This is a genomic window from Amycolatopsis sp. NPDC054798 (genome assembly GCF_053611505.1).
In genome coordinates this window covers 76323-96070 of the sequence record NZ_JBSHAM010000004.1, presented here as the reverse complement: position 1 = coordinate 96070, position 19748 = coordinate 76323, and the positions used below count along the sequence as shown (strand labels likewise).

15 protein-coding genes and 1 pseudogene are annotated in these 19748 nt (G+C 70.7%); 7 read left to right on the top strand and 9 right to left on the bottom strand.

The features are described from left to right. Window positions 1-26 precede the first annotated feature (26 nt). Together edd and eda are read left to right on the top strand one after the other, a co-directional pair. Window positions 27-1967 (top strand): phosphogluconate dehydratase, encoded by a 1941-nt coding sequence (gene edd, locus ACWGIC_RS04280; RefSeq protein WP_452074453.1) that lies wholly within the window; start codon window positions 27-29, stop codon window positions 1965-1967. Next, window positions 1964-2587, top strand: coding sequence for a bifunctional 4-hydroxy-2-oxoglutarate aldolase/2-dehydro-3-deoxy-phosphogluconate aldolase (gene eda, locus ACWGIC_RS04275; RefSeq protein ID WP_452074452.1), 624 nt, complete (start codon window positions 1964-1966; stop codon window positions 2585-2587). The genes edd and eda overlap by 4 nt, the downstream gene beginning before the upstream one ends. 62 nt (window positions 2588-2649) lie before the next feature. On the opposite strand, the gene ACWGIC_RS04270 is transcribed toward eda, so the two are convergent. From ACWGIC_RS04270 to ACWGIC_RS04255, 4 genes are all read right to left on the bottom strand, one after another. Continuing rightward, window positions 2650-3168 carry a regulatory protein RecX gene (locus tag ACWGIC_RS04270; protein ID WP_452074542.1) on the bottom strand — a complete coding sequence of 173 codons (519 nt, stop codon included), beginning with the start codon at window positions 3166-3168 and terminating at the stop codon, window positions 2650-2652. A gap of 513 nt (window positions 3169-3681) precedes the next feature. Then, window positions 3682-4725, bottom strand: coding sequence for a recombinase RecA (recA, locus tag ACWGIC_RS04265; protein ID WP_452074451.1), 1044 nt, complete (start codon window positions 4723-4725; stop codon window positions 3682-3684). A 250-nt stretch (window positions 4726-4975) separates the two neighbouring features. Next, entirely contained in the window at window positions 4976-5170 is a 195-nt protein-coding gene (locus ACWGIC_RS04260; protein WP_452074450.1) for a DUF3046 domain-containing protein, read from the bottom strand. A 34-nt stretch (window positions 5171-5204) separates the two neighbouring features. Continuing rightward, complete coding sequence (locus tag ACWGIC_RS04255) at window positions 5205-7034, bottom strand: Hsp70 family protein (protein WP_452074449.1); 1830 nt, start codon at window positions 7032-7034, stop codon at window positions 5205-5207. Window positions 7035-7175: 141 nt separating this feature from the next. Between ACWGIC_RS04255 and ACWGIC_RS04250 the strand changes: the two genes are divergently transcribed. From ACWGIC_RS04250 to def, 3 genes are all read left to right on the top strand, one after another. Then, entirely contained in the window at window positions 7176-8384 is a 1209-nt protein-coding gene (locus tag ACWGIC_RS04250) for a hypothetical protein (RefSeq protein WP_452074448.1), read from the top strand. A 78-nt stretch (window positions 8385-8462) separates the two neighbouring features. Then, window positions 8463-13124, top strand: a complete 4662-nt coding sequence (locus ACWGIC_RS04245; protein ID WP_452074447.1) for an ATP-dependent helicase — start codon at window positions 8463-8465, stop codon at window positions 13122-13124. Between the two features lie 179 nt (window positions 13125-13303). Next, complete coding sequence (gene def, locus ACWGIC_RS04240) at window positions 13304-13804, top strand: peptide deformylase (protein ID WP_452074446.1); 501 nt, start codon at window positions 13304-13306, stop codon at window positions 13802-13804. Here the strand turns inward: def and ACWGIC_RS04235 are convergent. From ACWGIC_RS04235 to ACWGIC_RS04215, 5 genes and pseudogenes are all read right to left on the bottom strand, one after another. Beyond that, window positions 13737-14507 carry an N-acetyltransferase family protein gene (locus tag ACWGIC_RS04235; RefSeq protein WP_452074445.1) on the bottom strand — a complete coding sequence of 257 codons (771 nt, stop codon included), beginning with the start codon at window positions 14505-14507 and terminating at the stop codon, window positions 13737-13739. The genes def and ACWGIC_RS04235 overlap by 68 nt on opposite strands. 1253 nt (window positions 14508-15760) lie before the next feature. Continuing rightward, on the bottom strand, window positions 15761-16336 hold the full coding sequence (locus ACWGIC_RS04230) for a VOC family protein (protein WP_452074541.1): 576 nt from the start codon (window positions 16334-16336) through the stop codon (window positions 15761-15763). Between the two features lie 91 nt (window positions 16337-16427). Continuing rightward, window positions 16428-16490 (bottom strand): annotated as a pseudogene (locus ACWGIC_RS04225) (hypothetical protein); the annotation flags it as partial. A 189-nt stretch (window positions 16491-16679) separates the two neighbouring features. After that, window positions 16680-17444 carry a maleylpyruvate isomerase family mycothiol-dependent enzyme gene (locus ACWGIC_RS04220; protein WP_452074444.1) on the bottom strand — a complete coding sequence of 255 codons (765 nt, stop codon included), beginning with the start codon at window positions 17442-17444 and terminating at the stop codon, window positions 16680-16682. Continuing rightward, on the bottom strand, window positions 17434-17991 hold the full coding sequence (locus tag ACWGIC_RS04215) for an SAV_6107 family HEPN domain-containing protein (RefSeq protein ID WP_452074443.1): 558 nt from the start codon (window positions 17989-17991) through the stop codon (window positions 17434-17436). Before ACWGIC_RS04215 ends, ACWGIC_RS04220 begins: the two co-directional genes overlap by 11 nt. Window positions 17992-18624: 633 nt before the next feature. Between ACWGIC_RS04215 and ACWGIC_RS04210 the strand changes: the two genes are divergently transcribed. Both ACWGIC_RS04210 and ACWGIC_RS04205 read left to right on the top strand, forming a co-directional pair. Further along, a complete protein-coding gene (locus ACWGIC_RS04210) occupies window positions 18625-19149 on the top strand; it encodes a YbaK/EbsC family protein (RefSeq protein ID WP_452074442.1) in 525 nt (174 codons plus the stop codon). Continuing rightward, a complete protein-coding gene (locus tag ACWGIC_RS04205; RefSeq protein ID WP_452074441.1) occupies window positions 19146-19721 on the top strand; it encodes a GNAT family N-acetyltransferase in 576 nt (191 codons plus the stop codon). The genes ACWGIC_RS04210 and ACWGIC_RS04205 overlap by 4 nt, the downstream gene beginning before the upstream one ends. Window positions 19722-19748 lie beyond the last annotated feature (27 nt).

The window sequence follows — 19748 nt, the reverse complement described above, 5'->3', positions numbered from 1 at the left end:
AACCCGTCACGAGCCGGGAGCTTGAGATGAGCAGCAGCCCGAACCCGACCGCCGCGGTGCACCGCGTGCTTGCCGACGTCACCGACCGGATCGCCGAGCGCAGTGCGGACACGCGGGCGGCGTACCTCGCCCGCAGCGCGGCCGCTTTCGAGGAGGGGCCGGTCCGCCGCGGCCTCGCTTGCAGCAACCTCGCACACGGTTTCGCCGCCATGGACGGCGTCGACAAGCAGGCGCTGCGGCAGTTGCGCGCGCCCGGCGTGGCGATCGTGTCGTCCTACAACGACCTGCTCTCCGCTCACCAACCGATGCAGGAATACCCGGCCTGGCTGAAGAAATCGGTCCGCGAAGCCGGCGGTGTCGCGCAGTTCGCTGGAGGGGTGCCCGCGATGTGCGACGGCATCACGCAGGGCCGTCCAGGCATGGAGTTGTCCCTGTTCAGCCGCGAAGTGATCGCGATGGCGACGGCGATCGCGCTGTCCCACGACATGTTCGACGCGTCGTTGCTGCTGGGGGTGTGCGACAAGATCGTGCCGGGACTGCTGATCGGCGCGCTGTCGTTCGGGCATCTGCCCGCGATCCTCGTGCCGGCCGGGCCGATGAATTCAGGCTTGCCCAACAAGGAAAAGGCACGAGTGCGGCAGCTGTACGCCGAGGGGCTCGCGACACGGGAAGACCTGCTCGACGCGGAAGCCGCGTCGTATCACTCCGCTGGCACCTGCACTTTTTACGGCACCGCCAACTCGAACCAGATGGTGGTCGAGGTGATGGGCCTGCACCTGCCGGGTGCCAGCTTCGTGCCGCCGAACACGCCGTTGCGCCAGGCGCTCACCGAGGAGGCCGGCCGCCGGGTCGTCGAGCTGTCCCGAGGCGAGGCGTACACGCCGATTTCGCAGGTGCTGGACGAAAAAGCGTTCGTGAACGGCATCGTCGCGCTGCTGGCCACCGGCGGGTCGACGAACCACACGATGCACTTGGTGGCGATCGCCGCGGCGGCCGGGATTCAGCTGAGCTGGGACGATTTCTCGGACCTGTCGGCGGTCGTGCCGCTGCTGGCGCGGGTGTACCCGAACGGCAGCGCGGACATCAACCACTTCCACGCGGCCGGCGGGATCCAATTCCTCGTCGGCACGCTGCTCGACGCGGGACTGCTGCACGAGGACGTGCTCACCGTCGCGGGTCCCGGTCTGCGCCGGTACACCCAGGAGCCGATCTTGTCGGACGGCGAACTCGTGTGGCGGGACGTGCCGACGCGCAGCCTCGACGAAGAGGTGCTGCGTCCGGTTTGGCGGCCGTTCGCGCCGGACGGCGGGCTGCGGATGGTCGAGGGCAACTTGGGCCGGGCGGTCACGAAGGTGTCGGCAGTCGCCCCGGAGCATCGCGTAGTGGAGGCACCGGCGCGGGTGTTCACGTCACAAGAGGCATTCCGGGTCGCGTTCGAGGCCGGGGAGCTGGACCGGGACGTGGTCGTGGTGCTGCGGCAGCAAGGCCCGCAGGCGAACGGCATGCCGGAACTGCACGGCCTGACACCGGCGCTGGGCGTGCTGATGGACCGGGGTTTCCGCGTCGCACTGCTCACCGACGGGCGGATGTCGGGCGCGTCGGGCAAGGTGCCGGCCGCGATTCAGGTGACGCCAGAGGCCGCGGTGGGCGGGCCGATCGCCCGGATCGCCGACGGCGACGTGGTCCGGTTCGACGCTCGGTCCGGGAGCTTGGACGTGCTGGTCGCGGACGACGAACTGGCGCGGCGGGACCTCTCGGACGCCCCGCCGTCGGAGGCCGCGTGGAGCGGGACCGGGCGGGAGCTGTTCGGGGCGCTGCGCCGGGCGGTCGGCCCGGCTGACCAGGGCGCGAGCGTGTTCGGGGCGCTCACGCCGGAGCTGGACCTCGCCCGGGGCGTTCCGCCATTCGGAAACGGGACAATGGGCGAGTCCCCGTACGCTCTCCAGACCCAGGAGGTCGGTCAGTGACCACCGGCACGGACCTGCTCGCCCTGTCCCCCGTGATGCCCGTCGTGGTGATCGACGACGTCGACGACGCGGTGCCGACGGCCCGCGCCCTGCACTCCGGCGGGATCGGGGTGATCGAGCTGACGCTGCGCACGCCGGTCGCGCTGACCGCGATCGAGCGGGTGGCCGCGGAGGTGCCGGACATCGTCGTGGGCGCTGGCACGGTGACGTCGCCGGAGCAGGCGAAGCAGGCTGCTGACGCGGGCGCGAAGTTTCTGGTGACGCCGGGCTGCACGGACGCGGTGCTGGACGCCGCGTTCGCCACCGGGCTGCCGTTCCTTCCCGGCGCGAGCACGGTGTCGGAGGCGATGCGGCTGGCCGAACGCGGGTTGAGCGCGCTGAAGTTCTTCCCGGCGGAAGCGAGCGGGGGCGCGGCGTTCTTGAAGTCGATCGCCGGGCCGCTGCCGCAGCTGCAGTTCTGCCCGACCGGCGGGATCACGGTGTCGTCTGCCCCGTCGTATCTGGCGCTGCCGAACGTCGGCTGCATCGGCGGATCGTGGCTGACGCCCGCGAAGCTGTTGGCGGCCAAGGACTTCGCTGCCGTCGAGAAGCTGGCTGCCGAAGCCGCCGCACTGCGCTGAGCCTTTCCGGAACCCGTCGCCTTCGCAGTGGAGGCGGCGGGTTTCTTTATGGCGCAGGCCAGTCAGTCGACTGTCACGTCGTCCAGCAGGCTGGATTCCGCCCCGAACTCGCGAAGTTCGTCGCGGATCACCGTGTACGCCAGTCCTTGCGGATAGCCCTTGCGCGCGAGGAACCCGAGCAGTCGGCGGATCGCGGTCTGCTCGTCGACGTTCCCGAGCGACCTGAGCCGTTTGCGCACCAGTTCGCGGGCACGTTGTTCCTCGGCTTCCCGGTCGACTTCCTCCGCCGCTTGCGAAGCGATCTCGTCGTCGACGCCCTTGCGCCGCAGCTCCGCGACGAGCGCGGTACGCGACAGCCCTTGGTTGGCGTGCCGGTCGCGGACCCAGGCTTCGGCGAATTCGGCGTCGTTGACGAGACCGGCACGGTCGAGCTTGCCGAGCAGGGTTTCCACGGTATCGCTGTCGAAACCCTTGCGCTGCAACGTCTGTCGCAGCTCCTCGACTGCCCGCGGCCGGGCAGCGAGGAGGTCGAAGCAGATCTCCTTGGCCTTCTTCGCCCGCTCCTCCGGAGGCAACTCCATCGGATCGACCTTCGGCGCCCTGGCCACGACCACACTCCCTGTTCACGGTGCCGCCCTCGGACGACGGCACCTCCGCCTCAACGCCGATTCCCCGGCGCCGGAACACCGCGATTCGGCACGGCCCACCACCCGCCGACCGAAACGCAGCCGCCGAAACTCGCACCGGCTCAGACCAGAGCCCGCACCGATGCTCCTCACCCCGGCCAGCGCTCACCCGCGGAGCCTGCCCGCGCGCACCGCTTCTGACCGGCCGAGCACGCCCGTACCCGAGAGATCCCCACCGCACCGGCAGAGACCCTGACCGCAATCCTCGCCCGACCCGCTGGCCGCGCCCAGCCGCCCCGCACCCAGCCGGAGAACCGTCGGGCACAGAGCACACCTGCGCATCCGGAACACCGTCGCGCCCGAAGATCCCGTCGCGGGGAAACCGCGCTGGTCCCCGGTTTCAGCGGCGGGCCGGCGCGCGGCCCGAGCACCGGGGAGGGAACCTGCCGATCCCCTCCCCTCCCCGGATCAGAAGTCGACCGGTGCGGGCGCTACCTCGGCTTCGGCATCGACCTGCGGACCGATGTTGAGCTTCTCCTTGATGCGCTTCTCGATCTCGTTGGCGATGTCCGGGTTGTCGCGCAGGAACTTCCGCGCGTTCTCCTTGCCCTGGCCGAGCTGGTCGCCCTCGTACGTGTACCAGGCACCCGACTTGCGCAGGATGCCCTGGTCGACGCCCATGTCGATGAGCGAGCCCTCGCGGGAGACGCCCACGCCGTAGAGGATGTCGAACTCGGCCTGCTTGAAGGGCGGGGCCATCTTGTTCTTGACGACCTTGACGCGGGTGCGGTTGCCGACCGGCTCGCCGCCGTCCTTGAGCGTTTCGATGCGGCGGACGTCGAGGCGGACCGAGGCGTAGAACTTCAGCGCCTTGCCGCCCGTGGTGGTCTCCGGCGAGCCGAACATGACGCCGATCTTCTCGCGCAACTGGTTGATGAAGATCGCCGTGGTGCCGGAGTTGTTCATCGCACCGGTCATCTTGCGCAGCGCCTGGCTCATCAGGCGGGCTTGGAGGCCGACGTGCGAGTCGCCCATCTCGCCCTCGATCTCGGCGCGCGGCACGAGCGCGGCCACGGAGTCGATGACCAGGATGTCGAGCGCGCCGGAGCGGATCAGCATGTCCGCGATCTCCAGCGCCTGTTCGCCGGTGTCCGGCTGGGAGACGAGCAGCGCGTCGGTGTCCACGCCGAGCTTCTTGGCGTACTCCGGGTCCAGCGCGTGCTCCGCGTCGATGAACGCCGCGATCCCTCCGTTGCGCTGGGCGTTGGCCACCGCGTGCAGGGCGACCGTGGTCTTGCCGGAGGATTCCGGGCCGTAGACCTCGATGACACGGCCGCGGGGCAGGCCGCCGATGCCGAGCGCGACGTCGAGGGCGATCGCGCCGGTGGGGATCACGGAGACGGGCGGGCGGTTGTCCTCGCCGAGGCGCATCACCGAGCCCTTGCCGTACTGCTTGTCGATCTGCGCAAGGGCGAGCTCGAGCGCCTTGTCCTTGTCGGGTGCTGCTGGCATGGAAGTCCACCTCGCTGGTTGGGGCCTGTGTCTGTTCGGTTGTCCAGATCAAGCTTGTCCGGGGTTCAAGCTCTGTCCGGTCCGACGCTACGGGGAGGGACCGACAATTCCAGGCGCGGCGACTGATCTGTGGATCGCTGGCCCCGTTGTGCACAACACCATAGACGAACAGGTGTTCGAGGCTCGCGGCGACACGCCCATGCGCCGCGGTTTTCGCCCTTCGCGTCGGCCGGAACCGGGAACCCCCAGGTCAGCGCCGTTCCGGCGGCACCTCGAACTCGGTGCAGACCGCTCGCCAGATCTCCTTGGCCGGCGTTCCCGCGCTCAGCGCCTCTTCGACCGTATGCCCGCCGAGCCCGCTGAACACGTGGTCCTTGGCGAGCATCTCGGCGCGTCCGGACCCGAACTCCTCGGCCATCAGCCGTCGGAACACCGTGATACGCATCGGGCGAATGCTAGCTTTCCCGCGCGAACGGGGATCACTCCCCCGGCTGGACGTTCTGTTCGAAGTAGTCGGCCAGAGCGCCCGGCGTAGCCGCCTGCCCGCCGGAATTCACCTGATAGAGGAATCCGGCGAGGGGCCGGTCTTTCACCGTGAACACGAGGACCGCGGACGACTGTCCGGCCGCCGCCGCGTAGTGGCCTTCGAGGGCGTTGCCCTTCCAGTCCGCTTCGGTGCGGTCGCCGCCCGAGGAGGCGAGCAATCCGTCGGTGTACTGCTTCAGCTCCGCTGCCGACTGCCCTTGCACGTACGTGACCTGAGTGCCCGCGCGCCCCGGCGCGGCGCACGTCGCCGCGGTGCCGAGGCTCTTCGCCGGCGCGGCGGGACCGTTGCCCATGCCGGGAGCGCAGCCGCCGTTGTCAGCGACCTTGCCGGCCAGCTGACGCATGCAGCCGGTCAGTCCCGACGAGTCGGCTTGCCCCGGCGTACGGCACTCGTCAGCGCTGTACGTCGTCACTGACGAGCTCTTTGTGGTCAGGAACACGGTCAACCCCGCGGCGAGCACGACCACCACGGCCGCCGCGATGCCGATCAACAGCTTGGTGCGGCTCTTCTTCTCCGGCGCGGCGGGCGTGTACGTCGGGAAGTTGGACGGTGCCGGCGAAGGTTGGAACGGCGGCATCTGCTGTGGCTGCGTCGGCGAGTACGCCGGGTAATTGCCCTGCGGAGCAGCAGGCGGCGCGTACGGCGCGCCTGAGGCGACCTGTCCCTCGACGTTCTGCGTACGCATCGACAGCCCGTCTTTAGCGACGTGCTGCGCACCCAGCGCAACGGCCGTCTCAGGCTGGTCAAGGCTCGTGGGGACGACGCCCAGCTTCTCCGCGATCATCGACCCGACCAGCGGCAACCGGCTCGAGCCGCCGACGAGGTAGATGCCGACGAGACGATCCGAGGTCAGTCCGGCCGAACGCAGTGTCCGCGACAGCAGCTCCACGCTGCGCAGCATTGCCGGACGCACCAGGCCTTCAAGCTCTCCGCGCGTGACGAGCACGTCCTTGAACGGCTCCGGCATCGGCACCTCTGTCTGCGGATGCCGAGACAGTGCCTCCTTCGCGGCCTTCACGTCTTCTTGCAGCGCGCGTCGCGTACGTCGGTCCGCAGTGGACTCGGGGCGAAGCAGCCGCTGCCACCGCTGCGGGTCCGAGTGCGACACCTCACGTCCGACGTGGACCATCAGTGCCTGATCGACATCGAGGCCACCGAGGTCGGGCAGACCGTCCTCCGCGAGCACTGTGTAGCCGTTCTGGTTCGCGCCGACGACTGCGACGTCGAACGTGCCCGCGCCGAGGTCGTACACCGCGAGAGCCTGTCCCGGAGCCAACGCGCGCTCAGGGAACGACGCGAAGTGCGCGGCGGCGGCGACCGGCTCGGGCACGAGGACCACGTTTCCGCGAACACCGGCGAGCCGCGCCGCGCTCAGCAGTACGTTGCGGCGCACCGGACCCCACTGCGCGGGGTGTGTGAGCCGGACCTCGTCCGGCTGTTCGCCGCCGAGCTGGCGCGTGGTCTCGTCGAGCACCCGGCGCAGGATCGCGGCGAGCGCTTCGTTGACCGGAACGACGTCCGTGCCGAGCAGCAGCGTCTGCTCGTCGATGCGCCGTTTAGGGTTGGGCTCGAACCGTGTCGGGTCGAGCCGAGCACGACGTTCGGCGTCTCGGCCGACCATGAGCGTGCCGTCTTCCCCGGCGAACACCGCGGAGGGCATGTTGGCCGACCCGTCGACCTCTACGACGCGTGGCGGCCTGCCGTGCGCGGAAAGGACGGCAACGGTGTTGGACGTCCCGAGGTCCACCGACAGGATCCGCACAGTAACTTCCCCTCGACTCAAGCAGCGCTGGCGGAGATGCTGCCACGTGGCCGGTCACCGTGCGTGCGGACCCGCGAAACTCGCGGCTCGCGCAACCCCGGCCAACGTGAGAACGTCTCGTCTTCCGAGGACGGGGAGGCAATGACAGAGCTGGTGGACAAAACTCGCCGAGAGCAGTTCAAGCAGGCCGCGGCGGACGGTCCGGCGCGCTCGTGGCGGGCCGCGGCGGGCAGATGGGGCCGTTCCGGCTATCTGCGCGCGGTCGCGTTGTACCTCATGGTGCGGCTGGCCGGCCTCGCTGCGCTCGCCGCCATGGCCGCGCCCCGGGACCTGCCGCTCGGCGACCGGCTGCAGGCCTGGGACGGCTGGTGGTACCTGCAAATCGCGGAGCACAACTACGCCGGTGTGAGCAACCCGCTCGACGCCGCCGGGCTGCCGTATCCCGACGCGTCGTACGGCTACTTCCCGCTGTATCCGGCCTTGACCGGGATGCTCGCGAAGCTGCCCGGGGTGACGTACTTCGGAGCGGGCATTCTGCTGTCGACGCTCGCCGGTATCGCGGCGGCGGCAGCGATGTACCGAATCGGCCGGCTCGTCCACAGCCAGCGAGCGGGACTGCTGCTCGCCGTGTTGTGGGGTGCCGCGCCGATGGCGATCGCCGAGAGCATGGTGATGACCGAGGCGCTTTTCACCGCGCTCGCCGCGTGGGCGCTGGTCGGCGTGCTCGAACGCAGGTGGTACCTCGCTGCTTGCGCGACGATGTTCGCCGGGCTCACCCGGTCCACCGCGTGCGTGCTGGTCGTTGTCGTGGTGATCGCCGCGGCCATCGACGTGTGGCGGAACAGACAACGGGGGAACGCGCTCGTGTGCGTCCTCGTCGCGCCGCTCGGCCTGCTCGGGTACTGGATGTTCGTCGCGGTGCAGACCGGCAGCTGGACCGGCTGGCAGGACGTGGAGCTTCGCGGCTGGAACACGCGTTTCGACGGTGGTGCCGAAGCCTGGAAGTGGATCACGCAGACGCTCTTCACCTCGGGCAATGCGTGGGAGACGCTTGTCGTGCTCGTGACGGTCGCGGCGATCGCGCTCGCGGTGATTTCGGTGACCGGCCGCCGGATGCCGTGGCCGCTGGCCGCCTACGCGGCGGGCGTGGTCGTGCTGGTCCTGTGCAGTGCCGGGCTGCCCGCCCTGAAGTCGAGGTTCCTGCTTCCCGACTTCGCGCTCCTGCTGCCCGTCGCGATGGGGCTGGCAGGTCGCAAGAGGTCCACGATGATCGCCGCGACGACCGCGTTCGTGCTGGTCGGGACGTGGTATTCGGCCTATTCGCTGACCGTGTGGAAGTACGCGATCTGAGCCGATCGGTCACCCACACGAGGGGATCCGGCCCGAGCCGACCTGGCTGGGCTCCGGAAATTGTCGGGGGTGCCGCGCATGATGGATCCCGTGGCAAACGACGTCCTCGACCTCTTCTCCCCGGCGACCAGCACCTGGTTCGCCGGAGCCTTCGCCGCCCCGACGGCCGCGCAGGAAGGGGCCTGGCGGGCCGCACACGCCGGGCAGCACGCCCTGGTCGTGGCGCCCACCGGGTCCGGCAAGACGCTGTCCGCGTTCCTGTGGGCACTGGACCGGCTGGCGGCTGAACCACCGCCGGCGAACCCGCGCGAGCGGTGCCGGATCCTCTACGTTTCGCCGCTGAAGGCGCTGGCGGTCGACGTGCAGCGCAACCTGCGCGCGCCGCTGGCGGGCATCTCCCAGGCCGCGCACCGGCTCGGCCTGCCCGCGCCGGAGATCGAGGTCGGCATGCGCACCGGCGACACCACCGCGGCGGAGCGCCGGTCGTTCGGGAAAACCCCGCCGGACGTGCTGGTCACCACGCCGGAGTCGCTGTTTCTCATCCTCACGTCCTCGGCACGGGAGTCGCTGAAAGGCGTCGAGACGGTCATCGTCGACGAGGTGCACGCCGTCGCGGGCGGCAAACGCGGCGCGCACCTGGCGTTGTCGCTGGAACGGCTCGACGCGCTGCTGCCCAAACCGGCCCAGCGCATCGGGCTGTCGGCGACCGTGCGCCCGATCGACGAGGTGAGCGCGTTCCTCGCCGGCGGTCGTCCGGTCACCGTCGTGCAGCCGAAGCTCGCGAAGACGATCCAGGTGCGGGTGGAGGTGCCGGTCGAGGACATGGCGAACCTCGACGGCCCGGCGCCGTCGCCGATGGAGCGGCTCGACGACCTCACGTCGCTGTCGCAGTTGCCGTCGGAAGGCGGGATCGGCACCCAGGAGGAGGTCGCGGGCGCGGCGGTGAAGCGGCCGTCGATCTGGCCCGCGGTCGAGGAACGGGTGCTGGAGCTGATCCGCGCGCACCGCTCCACCATCGTGTTCGGCAACTCGCGGCGGCTCACCGAACGGCTCACCGCGCGGCTCAACGAACTCGCGTCCGAGCAGACCGGTCTGTCTCACAGCGATTCGTTCCCGGCCGAGGCGGTCGGGCAGTCCGGGGTCACGACCGGCGCGGAGCCGGTCATCGCGCGGGCGCACCACGGGTCGATGTCCCGCGAACAGCGCACCCACGTCGAGGAGGAGCTGAAGTCCGGGCGGCTGCCGTGCGTGGTGGCCACGTCGTCGCTCGAACTCGGCATCGACATGGGCGCGGTGGACCTGGTGGTGCAGATCGAGGCCCCGCCCACCGTGGCGTCCGGGCTGCAGCGCGTCGGCCGGGCCGGACACCAGGTCGGCGCGGTGTCGTCCGGCGTGATGTTCCCGAAGTTCCGCGGCGATCTGGTGTCGTGCGCGGTGGTCGCGGAACGGATGGCGACCGGGGCGATCGAGGCGGTGCGGTATCCGCGCAACCCGCTCGACGTGCTCGCCCAGCACGTCGTGGCGATGGTGGCGCTCGAACCGTGGACGGTGCCGGAGCTGGCGGCGCTCGTCCGGCGGGCGGCGCCGTTCAGCTCGCTGCCGGACGACGCGCTGCACGCGGTGCTCGACATGCTCGCCGGCCGCTATCCGAGCGAGGAGTTCGGCGAGCTGCGGGCCCGGATCACGTGGGACCGGGTCGGCGGCGAACTGCGCGGGCGGCCGGGTTCGCAGCGGCTGGCGGTCACGTCCGGCGGCACCATTCCCGACCGCGGGCTGTTCACCGTGATGACGCCGGGCGACGAGGGCAAACCCGGCTCGCGGGTGGGCGAGTTCGACGAGGAGATGGTGTACGAATCGCGGGTCGGCGACACGATCCTGCTCGGCACCTCGTCGTGGCGGATCACCGACATCACCCATGACCGGGTGATCGTCGTGCCCGCTCCGGGCCAGCCCGCCCGGATGCCGTTCTGGAAGGGCGACGCCGCCGGACGGCCGCTGGAACTGGGGCGGGCGCTCGGCGCGTTCGTCCGCGAACTGTCCACTTCGGACACCGCGACGGCTCGGGACCGGGCCGCCGCGGCCGGGCTCGACCAGCGCGCCTGCGACAACCTGCTGGCATATCTGGAAGAACAGAAGTCGGCGACCCGGCACGTGCCCAACGACCGCGTCATCCTGCTCGAACGCTACCGCGACGAACTGGGCGACTGGCGGATCGTGCTGCACTCTCCGTTCGGCGCTCAGGTGAACGCTCCGTGGGCGCTCGCGATCGCCGCGCGGCTGCGGGAAAACCGCGGCGTCGACGCCCAGGTGGCGCATTCCGACGACGGAATCGTGCTGCGGCTGCCGGACGCACTCGACGCCGACGGCGGCGAAGTCACCATCGGCTCCGACGACGTCCTGCTGGACCCGGAGGAGGTCGAGCAGCTGATCGTCGCGGAGGTCGGCGGCTCGGCGGTCTTCGCGGCACGGTTCCGGGAATGCGCGGCACGCTCGCTGCTGCTGCCGCGCCGGGACCCGCGACGGCGCACACCGCTGTGGCAGCAACGGCAACGTGCGTCGCAACTGCTGTCGGTGGCGGCGAAGTACGAGCGGTTCCCGGTCGTGCTGGAGGCCATGCGCGAGGTGCTGCAGGACGTCTACGACGTCGGCGGGCTGCGGGAGCTGATGTCGGACGTCCGGGCGCGGAAGGTGCGGCTGGTCGAGGTGGAGACGCCGGCCCCGTCTCCCTTCGCTCGAAGCCTGTTGTTCGGTTACGTCGGGATGTTCCTGTACGAGACGGACGCTCCGCTGGCCGAGCGGCGAGCCGCCGCGCTGTCGCTGGATTCCGCGCTGCTGGCGGAATTGCTGGGCACGGAGGCGATTCGCGAACTGCTCGATCCCGAGGCCGTGGCCGAGGTCGAACGGTCGTTGCAGCGGCTCGATCCGGACCGGCACGCCCGGTCGGCGGAGGACGCGGCCGACCTGCTGCGGTTCCTCGGCGATCTGTCCGTCGCGGAAGCCGCCGAACGCGGGATCCAGCCGGAGTGGCTGGCAGAACTCGCCTCGGCGCGGCGCGCCATCCAGGTGCGCATCGGCGGCGAGGAACGGTATCTGGCCATCGAGGACGCCGGGCGGGTGCGGGACGCGCTGGGCGTCGCTCTTCCGGTCGGTGTGCCCGAGGCGTTCACCGAGCCGGTGGCGGATCCGCTGGGCGACCTCCTCGGCCGCTACGCGCGGACCCGCGGTCCGTTCTCCGCGACAGCTGCGGCGGATCGGTTCGGGCTGGGCGCCGCCGTCGTCACCGGCGTGCTCGACCGGCTCACCGGCGAAGGCAGGCTGGTCCGCGGCGAGCTGAGCCCGGTCGGGCATCCGGAAACCCATGGCGTGGGCGTCGAATACTGCGACGCGGCTGTGCTGCGGCGGTTGCGGCGCGCGTCGCTCGCCCGGCTGCGGGCCGAGGTCGAGCCCGTGGAACCGGCGGCGCTGGGCCGGTTCCTGCCCGCGTGGCACGGGATCGGCGCGCGACTGCGGTCCGCGCCGACGGCCGACGACGTGCTGTCGGTGGTCGAACAGCTGGCCGGTGCGCCGTTGCCGGCGAGCGCGGTGGAATCGCTGATCCTGCCGAGCCGGTTGCCGGGCTATTTTCCCGCGCTGCTCGACGAACTCACCGCCGCGGGCGAGGTCACCTGGGCGGGCTGCGGTTCGCTCTCCGGCGGGGACGGCTGGCTGGCGCTGGCTCCGTCCGACGTCGCGGATCTGCTGCTGCCCGAGGTCGAGGAGAATCCGCCGACCAGCCCGCTGCACGAAGCGATCGTGACGGCGCTGGAAGGCGGAGCGTTGTTCTTCCGGCAGCTCGTCGACCGGGTCACGCCGGGCCTGGAGCAACCGCCGGACGACGGCGCCGTAGTGGCCGCGCTCTGGGATCTGGTGTGGGCCGGGCTGGTCACCGGCGACACGCTCGCGCCGCTGCGCGCACAGGTCGCGGGCCACGGCGCGCACAAACCGCGGCGGCAAGCACCACGCGGCCGCTACGCCCGCATGCGCGCCGGCCGTCCGGCAATGCCTTCGCGCACCGGCCCGCCGACCGTAGCCGGTCGTTGGGCGCTGACGCCGCCTCGGGAAACCGACCCGACGCGTCGTGCACATGCCCGCACCGAGGCGTTCCTGGAACGGCACGGAGTCCTCACCCGAGGCGCGCTCGACACCGAACGGGTCACCGGCGGTTTCTCCGGGATCTACAAGGTGTTGCGCGGCATGGAAGACACCGGACAGGTCATCCGGGGCTACGTCGTCGAAGGTCTGGGTGCCGCACAGTTCGCGGCGAAGGGCGCGGTCGACCGGCTGCGTGCCCTCTCCAGCACTGCGCCCGCCTCAGCAGCCCGGAACGACAACGCACGTGCCGTGGTTCTCGCCGCCGCGGATCCAGCACAGCCGTACGGTGCGGCTCTGTCCTGGCCTGCCGCGACAGGCGACACGAAACACCGGCCAGCGCGTAAAGCCGGAGCGCTGGCGGTGCTGGTCGACGGGATCCCAGCGCTGTACGTCGAACGCGGCGGCCGCTCATTGCTGAGCTTCACCGAGGAACGCGGCTCGCTGCAAGCCGCGGCGGCGGCTTTGTCGACCGCCGTTCGAGAAGGCTGGCTGGGTCAGTTGGCCGTCCAGCGCGCGGACGGAGAACACGCGCTGACCTCGGAACTAGCCGAAATCCTGCAGGAAGCCGGCTTCCGCGCGACGCCGAAGGGACTCCGGTTGAGAGCTTGACACTCCCCGGGTTGTTGCCCGGTCACCCCGCGAACACGAGCGCGTGCGGCCGACGGTTCCGCCCAACCGGTCGGCTTCCTCGCTCGGCAAGCAGGTGTGCTCGGCGGACCCGCGTCGGGGAAGCAGGCGATGTCACTAGACTTCGCGTGGCCCCTCGGTGGATATAAGGACGTTCGATCATGGCGATGCGCGAGCTGCGCTACTTCGGTGACCCGGTGCTCAAGTCCGTGTGCGACCCGGTGACCACGTTCGACAGCAAGATCGAGGCGCTGGTGAAGGACCTCCTCGACAGCGTGAAGCCGGAGGGCCGGGCCGGGCTCGCGGCACCGCAGATCGGGGTCGGCCTGCGGGTGTTCAGCTACGACGTCGGCGGACTGACCGGGTACGTCATCAACCCGGAGATCGTCCATCTCTCCGAGGAGACGCACGAAATCGGCGAGGGCTGCCTGTCCGTGCCGGAACTGTGGTTCCCGACAGTCCGCGCGAAGCACGCCGTCGTGCGCGGCGTCGACCTGCGCAACGAGCCGATCGAGGTCGAGGGCGTCGACGTGCTGGCGCAATGCCTCCAGCACGAAACCGACCACCTCGACGGGAAGCTGTACCTCGACCGGCTCACTCCCGAACGGAAGAAGCAGGCACTGCGCGAGGCGCGGGGCAAAGACTGGTTCTGGAACCGCTGAGCTTCCGCGGCGTCCGAGCGACGCCGAGCCGGAGGACCGTGGCGTCGTCCGGGCTGGTTTCGACTCGCAGCCCGGCGCGAACAGCCGTCCGGGTCATGGCGTCGTTGCCCGGGAGACGGACCGCGATCAGTTCCGTCCTCCCCTCAGCTCCGGCTAGGGCGGCCAGCCGGGCAAGCAACGCTGTGCCGATTCCCTGTCGCTGCCAGGCGTCCTCGACGAGCAGCGATACCTCAGCTGTGCCGTCGAGCTGGGAAATCAGCTGTCCGAACCCGATGACGTCCCGGCCGCACACTGCGAGCACGCTGGTTCCGCGCGGCGGCATGAGCAAGCGGTGCAGCCATTTCCGGGGAACCGTCCGCAGCCTGGTGTGGTAGCGATTGAACAACGTCTTCGCCGAACAGCGAAGATGCACCGCGCCGATCGCGTCGATGTCCCGGGGAGTGCCGAGCCGGAGAACGACCGCGGCTCCGTCCGGACGGTCGAGCACTACCGGACCGGCCAGATTCTCCTCCGCTGCGGCGAGCAACTCCAGGAACGCGGCGGCCTGAGCGAGTTCGGCTTCGGCGAACGCCACCCACCGCCGCCGGGCGACGAACGCCTGCCCGTCGCCGAAGGGAAAGACCGCTCGGTGCCCGCCTTCGGTGCGTCCTGGATTCGCCTCGCTGGTCGGGACGAGCGTCACGAGGTCAGCAGACAGGACCATCCGCAGCATCGGAGCGCGAGAGCCAGGATCGGCGATCGCCCGCCTCGCGGCGACGAGTGCTGTTACGGCCGAGTCGCGAAGTCCGCGAACGGTGGTTTCCGCAGTCGTCTCTCGCGCTGCAGCATCAGTGACTGTTGCTGACTCCTGAGCCGCCGCAGTTGCTGGGACAGAAGATTCTTGAGCGGCGTCGATTGTCTCGCTGGGAGAGGTGAACGAGCTAAGGTTGTGTTTGCGGAATTCCCGAACGCCAGCCAACTTCCCTGCGGCTGGCTCCGGAACGTGCAGTTCTCGTGTGGTCCGTTCAGCATCCGTCTTGTCCTCGGCGGTGGAGGCTGTTGCTGCTGAGGCGCGCAGCTCCCGAATTTCGGCCCCGATGCAGAACTCGCCCGCGACAGGGAGCTCAGGTGGTACGGGGTGCGCGGTTGGTCCGGGGAGCGAAGTTGGTGCGGGGAATGCGGTGGGTGCTGGGGCAGGGAGTTTCTGGGCATCGGCCCCGACGGCGGTCGTCGGGTCGGCGGGTGGTGGGTCCGTGATCGGGGCGAGGAGTTCCCGGGCGGCGGCTTCGGCGATCGACTCAGCGGCGGCGGTAGGCGCGGCGGCGGTAGGCGCGGCGGCAGTCGGCGCGGCGGCAGTCGGCGCGGCGGCAGTCGGCGCGGCGGCAGTCGGCGCGGCGGCAGTCGGCGCGGCGGCAGTCGGGGCGAGGGCAGTAGGCGCGGTGGCGGTCTGGGTGAGGGCAGTCGGGGCGAGGGCAGTCGGGGCGAGGGCAGTCGGGGCGAGGGCTGCGGGAGTGCGGAGTTGAGGGATGGCGATTTCGGTCATCCCGAGGCAATCGCCGCCTTCGTCGCGGAGGGCGTCTATCAGGAGGTGCTGGGGCAGGCCGGCGGCGGGGCGCACCACGAATTCGTCTAAGACGCCGTCGGGGGCCGGGTGTCTGGTGAGGCCGAGGACGCGGCATTCGAGGTCGGCTAGCCGGATCGCGAAGCGGGCCAGCGTTCCGGGGTGGTCGTCGGAGCGCACGCGGACTCGCCAGGCGCGGATCGGCGGGAGGTTTTTGTCGATGTGCTGGGGGTTTGGCTCGGAGCGGAAGTGCGGGAGGCGTGCTGGCTCGTCGGCGACGGAGTTCTTGAGGATGCTGCGGGAGATGTCCATGGGGCTTACCGTCGCCGACGCACGTAACCGGGGGCGTCCTGTGGTGTTTCGGATGTGTCAGAGGGTGCCCGGAAGTGTGTGATCTGCGGGAAACGTGGCGCGGGTCAGCGCGGGGCGAGCAGGCGGAATTCGTTGTCTTCCGGGTCGGTGAAATCGGTCCGGAGGACGTGGGGCTGGTCGGTATCGGCCAGGTGGGCGCCGGCGGCTTGGAGGCGGCGGGTTTCGGCGGCGTGGTCGTCGTGCCGGGCGGGGGCTAGGTCCAGGTGGAGGCGGTTTTTGCCGTGCTTCGGGGTTTTCGCGCGCAGGAACTCGAGGGTGGGGCCGCGGCCGGTGGGGTTGCGCAGGGTGGTGATGGCGGGTTCTTCGGCGGTGATCGGCCAAGCCGTGAGCGGGGACCAGAAGCGGGCTAGCCGCGCGGGGTCCTTCGCGTCGACGACGATCGCCGCGACGGCCCCGGAACCGGCGTATTCCTGGCGGGGTTCGAGTACGCAGAACTCGTTGTCTTCGGGGTCGGCCAGAACGATCCACGGGACGTCGCGCTGGCCGATGTCGATGGGGCGCGCGCCAAGGGAAACGGCTCGGGCGACTGTTTCGCGCTGGTTCTCGGCGGAGGTGCTGGAGAGATCCAGGTGGAGACGGTTTTTGCCGGTTTTCGGGCGCGCGGCCGGGGCGAAGACCAGGGTGAGGTCGCAGCCGTCGCCGGCTGGGGGTTGGACGGTGGTCTCGTCCGGGGGACTCTGCGGCGATCGGCCAGCCGAGGAGGCCGGCCCAGAATCGGGCCAGGCGTGCCGGTTGTTCGGCGGCGATCACCAGGTTGACCAGACGTGTTGCCATGCCGCCACGGTAGCCGGGAGGACCGACAAAAACGGCGGATCGCGCAGTCGCGCCGACTGGTTCCGGGGCAAAGAATTGTGCCGGCAAGCGCGGGGGTATCGCGCTTGCCGGCACGGCCGGATCGCTGCGGTGGCCGGAAGGAGACGGCCGGAAGAACCGGGAAGCTTCCCCGCTTTCGGTTCTCGGCGGTTACCGGGTGGCCAGTCGCAGCAGAGCCCAGGTTTGGGCGGACATCTCGTGGTCCCCGTCGGTGTGGACCATGGTCACCGGGATTCTTCCCCAGAGCCAGAGGTACACGTTCGCGGACGGGCCGGTGACGATCGCGTCCGCGGCGTCGGCTTCCCGGGGAGAGCAGCGCCAGGCTTCCGTCTCGCCGGGGCCCGCTCTCGCGATCCAGCTGTGGCCGCCGGCGTGGAAACCCACGGTGCCGTTCCGCGTTCCCGAGATGCCCATGGTGGTGAGCTTGTGTCCGAAGTAGAGGGTGAGGATCTCGTCGACGCCGTCCGCGGCCAGGTCGTCCGGGATTGTCGAATCGCCGGTTCCGGCGGCGTTTTCGGCGTCCACCCGGTGCACAAGGGTTTCGTGGAGCATGCGGCGGCGCCAGAAACCGTGGGTCGGGTCGGCGGACCACCAGGTGGCGGCCCGGGTGACCGGATCGTGGCCGGCCAGTTCGACCTCGAGTTCGGCGCGGGCGGCGGAGTAGAAATCGACCATCGGCTGGCCCGGCGGGGGCTCGTGCCACGATTCGGGGCGGCGGCCTTCGCGGATCCAGCCGAGCGCCTGCCAGTACACGCCGCCGACGTGCTTGAGCAGCTCGTTCAACGTCCAGCCCGGGGCGGTGGGCACCGGCGAATCCGGCGACGCCGAGTGCGCCACCTCCCCCAGCAGCTGCGCCTCCGCGGAGAACGCCTCGAGCAACCGGCCGTGGTCGGCCGTGCCGAGTTCACGCGACATGAGCTTCCCCGGACATCGGCAGGCCGTGCACGACCCGGCGGACCAATTCGAGGAACTGGGCGGTGGCCTGCAGCAGGCCCGCGGCCAGTTCGGCGGTGACGCGGCCGGTGATGCCGGCTTCGGCGGCGGCCCGGGTTTCGGAGTGGTCGGCGAAGAAGGCCGACCACTCGCGCAGTTCGGGAGCGACGGCGTCGAGCAGCACCCAGCCGCTGGCGGGACGGCCCCGGCCCCGGCGCGGCCGTCCTCGGACGGCGAGCACCGCTCCCGCGCCGCGCAGGGCGGCGAGGTAGGCGCCGATGAAGCGTTCGGCGGGGTCTCGTTCGTTTTCCGCGTGCTCGAGCCCGCGGTTGGCCTGGGCTAGGAGGGTGACCGCCTCGGGCGGGGTCGGCGGGCGCAGGGACAGCGGGAGTTGCGGCTGGCCCTGCGCGCCGGAGCGGCGGGCAGACGGTTCCGCCGACGGCCGGACGGCGGCCCGGCTGCGGTGGACGACCTGCCGGGGAGGCGGGGAGCCGGGCAGGGCTGGGGTGTGGTCGGGGACGTGGTGCACGGTTGGCCTGGGGGAATCTGCTGGGGCGCGCTCGGGTTCGGGGCTGGCCGCTGCGGTGGGGCTGTGCTCCGGCGCGAACGGCAGCGCGGGGTCGGTCGACGGCGCTGGAGACCGAGCAGGATCCGGCACAGCACCGCTCTCCGACGCAGGCCACAGGTCGAGGACAGGCTCCGCAACAGCGGACTGCGCAGAGCCCGAAACAGACGACGCAACCGAAGCAGCAGAAGAAGCCGACGGCTGACCAGCACCGTCCTCAGGATCCACCGGTGCCGAGACCTCCGCGGAAGCAGCCCGCGCGGCGGAACCGCGCTCGGCTCGGCCGGGCTGTGCCACCGCACCGAACGTCAGCTGCTCGCCAACCGCGCCAGGCCGGTCTGGGCGTCCCTCGGCAGCACGGTCCGCGGGGGACACGACCGAGACGGACATGGCGACCCTCCTCCTGCTCGGGTGGGCCCGGCCGGGGCCCGAGGTGCTTCCCCCACCCCGGGACCGGCCGGTGCGCTCCCACCGGGTATCGAACGTCTGTTCGATCTAATTCCAGAGTAGCCGCGCCGGCCGGTCCGCTCAACCCCGCCGGCGGAATCCGGGCACGTGGTGCGGGACACGGCCGCACCGACGTGGTCTCATAACCGGGTGAGCACCCACGACCATCCCGCTGTCGCCAAGGTCACCGCCGCGCTGGGCGAGGCCGGGCAGCACGCCGCCGCTGCCGGAGTGCGGGTGCTGCCCGCCGAAGTGCGCACTGCCGCGCAGGCCGCGGAGGCGCTCGGCGTACCGGTCGGCGCTATCGCGAACAGCCTGGTCTTCCGGGCCCGCACGGCTGACGGGGCGGAGGTCGCGCTGCTTGCGCTCACTTCGGGGGCGCATCGGGCGAAGGAGTCCCGGCTGGCGGAACTCGCCGGGGTCGCGGAGGTCGGCAAGGCGGACGCGGCCTTCGTCCGGGAGCACACCGGGCAGCCGATCGGGGGCGTCGCTCCGGTCGGGCATCCGGCGAAGCTCGTTACGCTCGTGGACACGGCGTTGCGCGGGTACTCCGAAGTGTGGGCCGCGGCGGGGCATCCGAAATCGATCTTCCCGACGACGTTTGACGCGCTCGTCACGCTCACCGGGGGCACCCCTGGCGATCTCGCGGGAGAAGGGGAGGATGGTCGACTGTGACCGCGATGCCCTCCTCAGGCTGTTCCCGCTACGTGCAGCTCTCCGCCGACGAATTCCGGGCCCGGCTGCCGGAAGCGCTGGCGATCTACGTGAACGCCATGCGCTACCCCGAGGGCACGGCCGAGCAGCGCGCGCCGATGTGGCTCACGCACGCGTTGCGCGAGGGCTGGCGCTGCATGGCCGCCCTCGACGACAACGGCGTCCTGCTCGGCGTCGCGTACGGCTACAAGGGCCGCGCCGGGCAGTGGTGGCACGAGCAGGTCCGGCACGGCCTCATCCGCCGCGCCGGGGCGGAGGAAGCCGAGCGCTGGCTGTCGGACTACTTCGAGCTCACCGAGATCCACGTGCGCCCGGAGAACCAGGGCAAGCAGATCGGCGAAGACCTGCTGCGCCGGCTGCTCGAGGACGTCCCCAGCGCGAACGTCCTGCTCTCCACGCCGGAGGGGACGAGCCGAGCGTGGAAACTGTACCGGCGCATGGGGTTCGTCGACGTTCTGCGCGACTACCAATTCACCGGCGACCCGCGGCCGTTCGCGATCTTGGGGCGGTCGCTGCCGCTCGACGCGCAGTAGGACCTGGACTGGTCGCCGACGACCCTC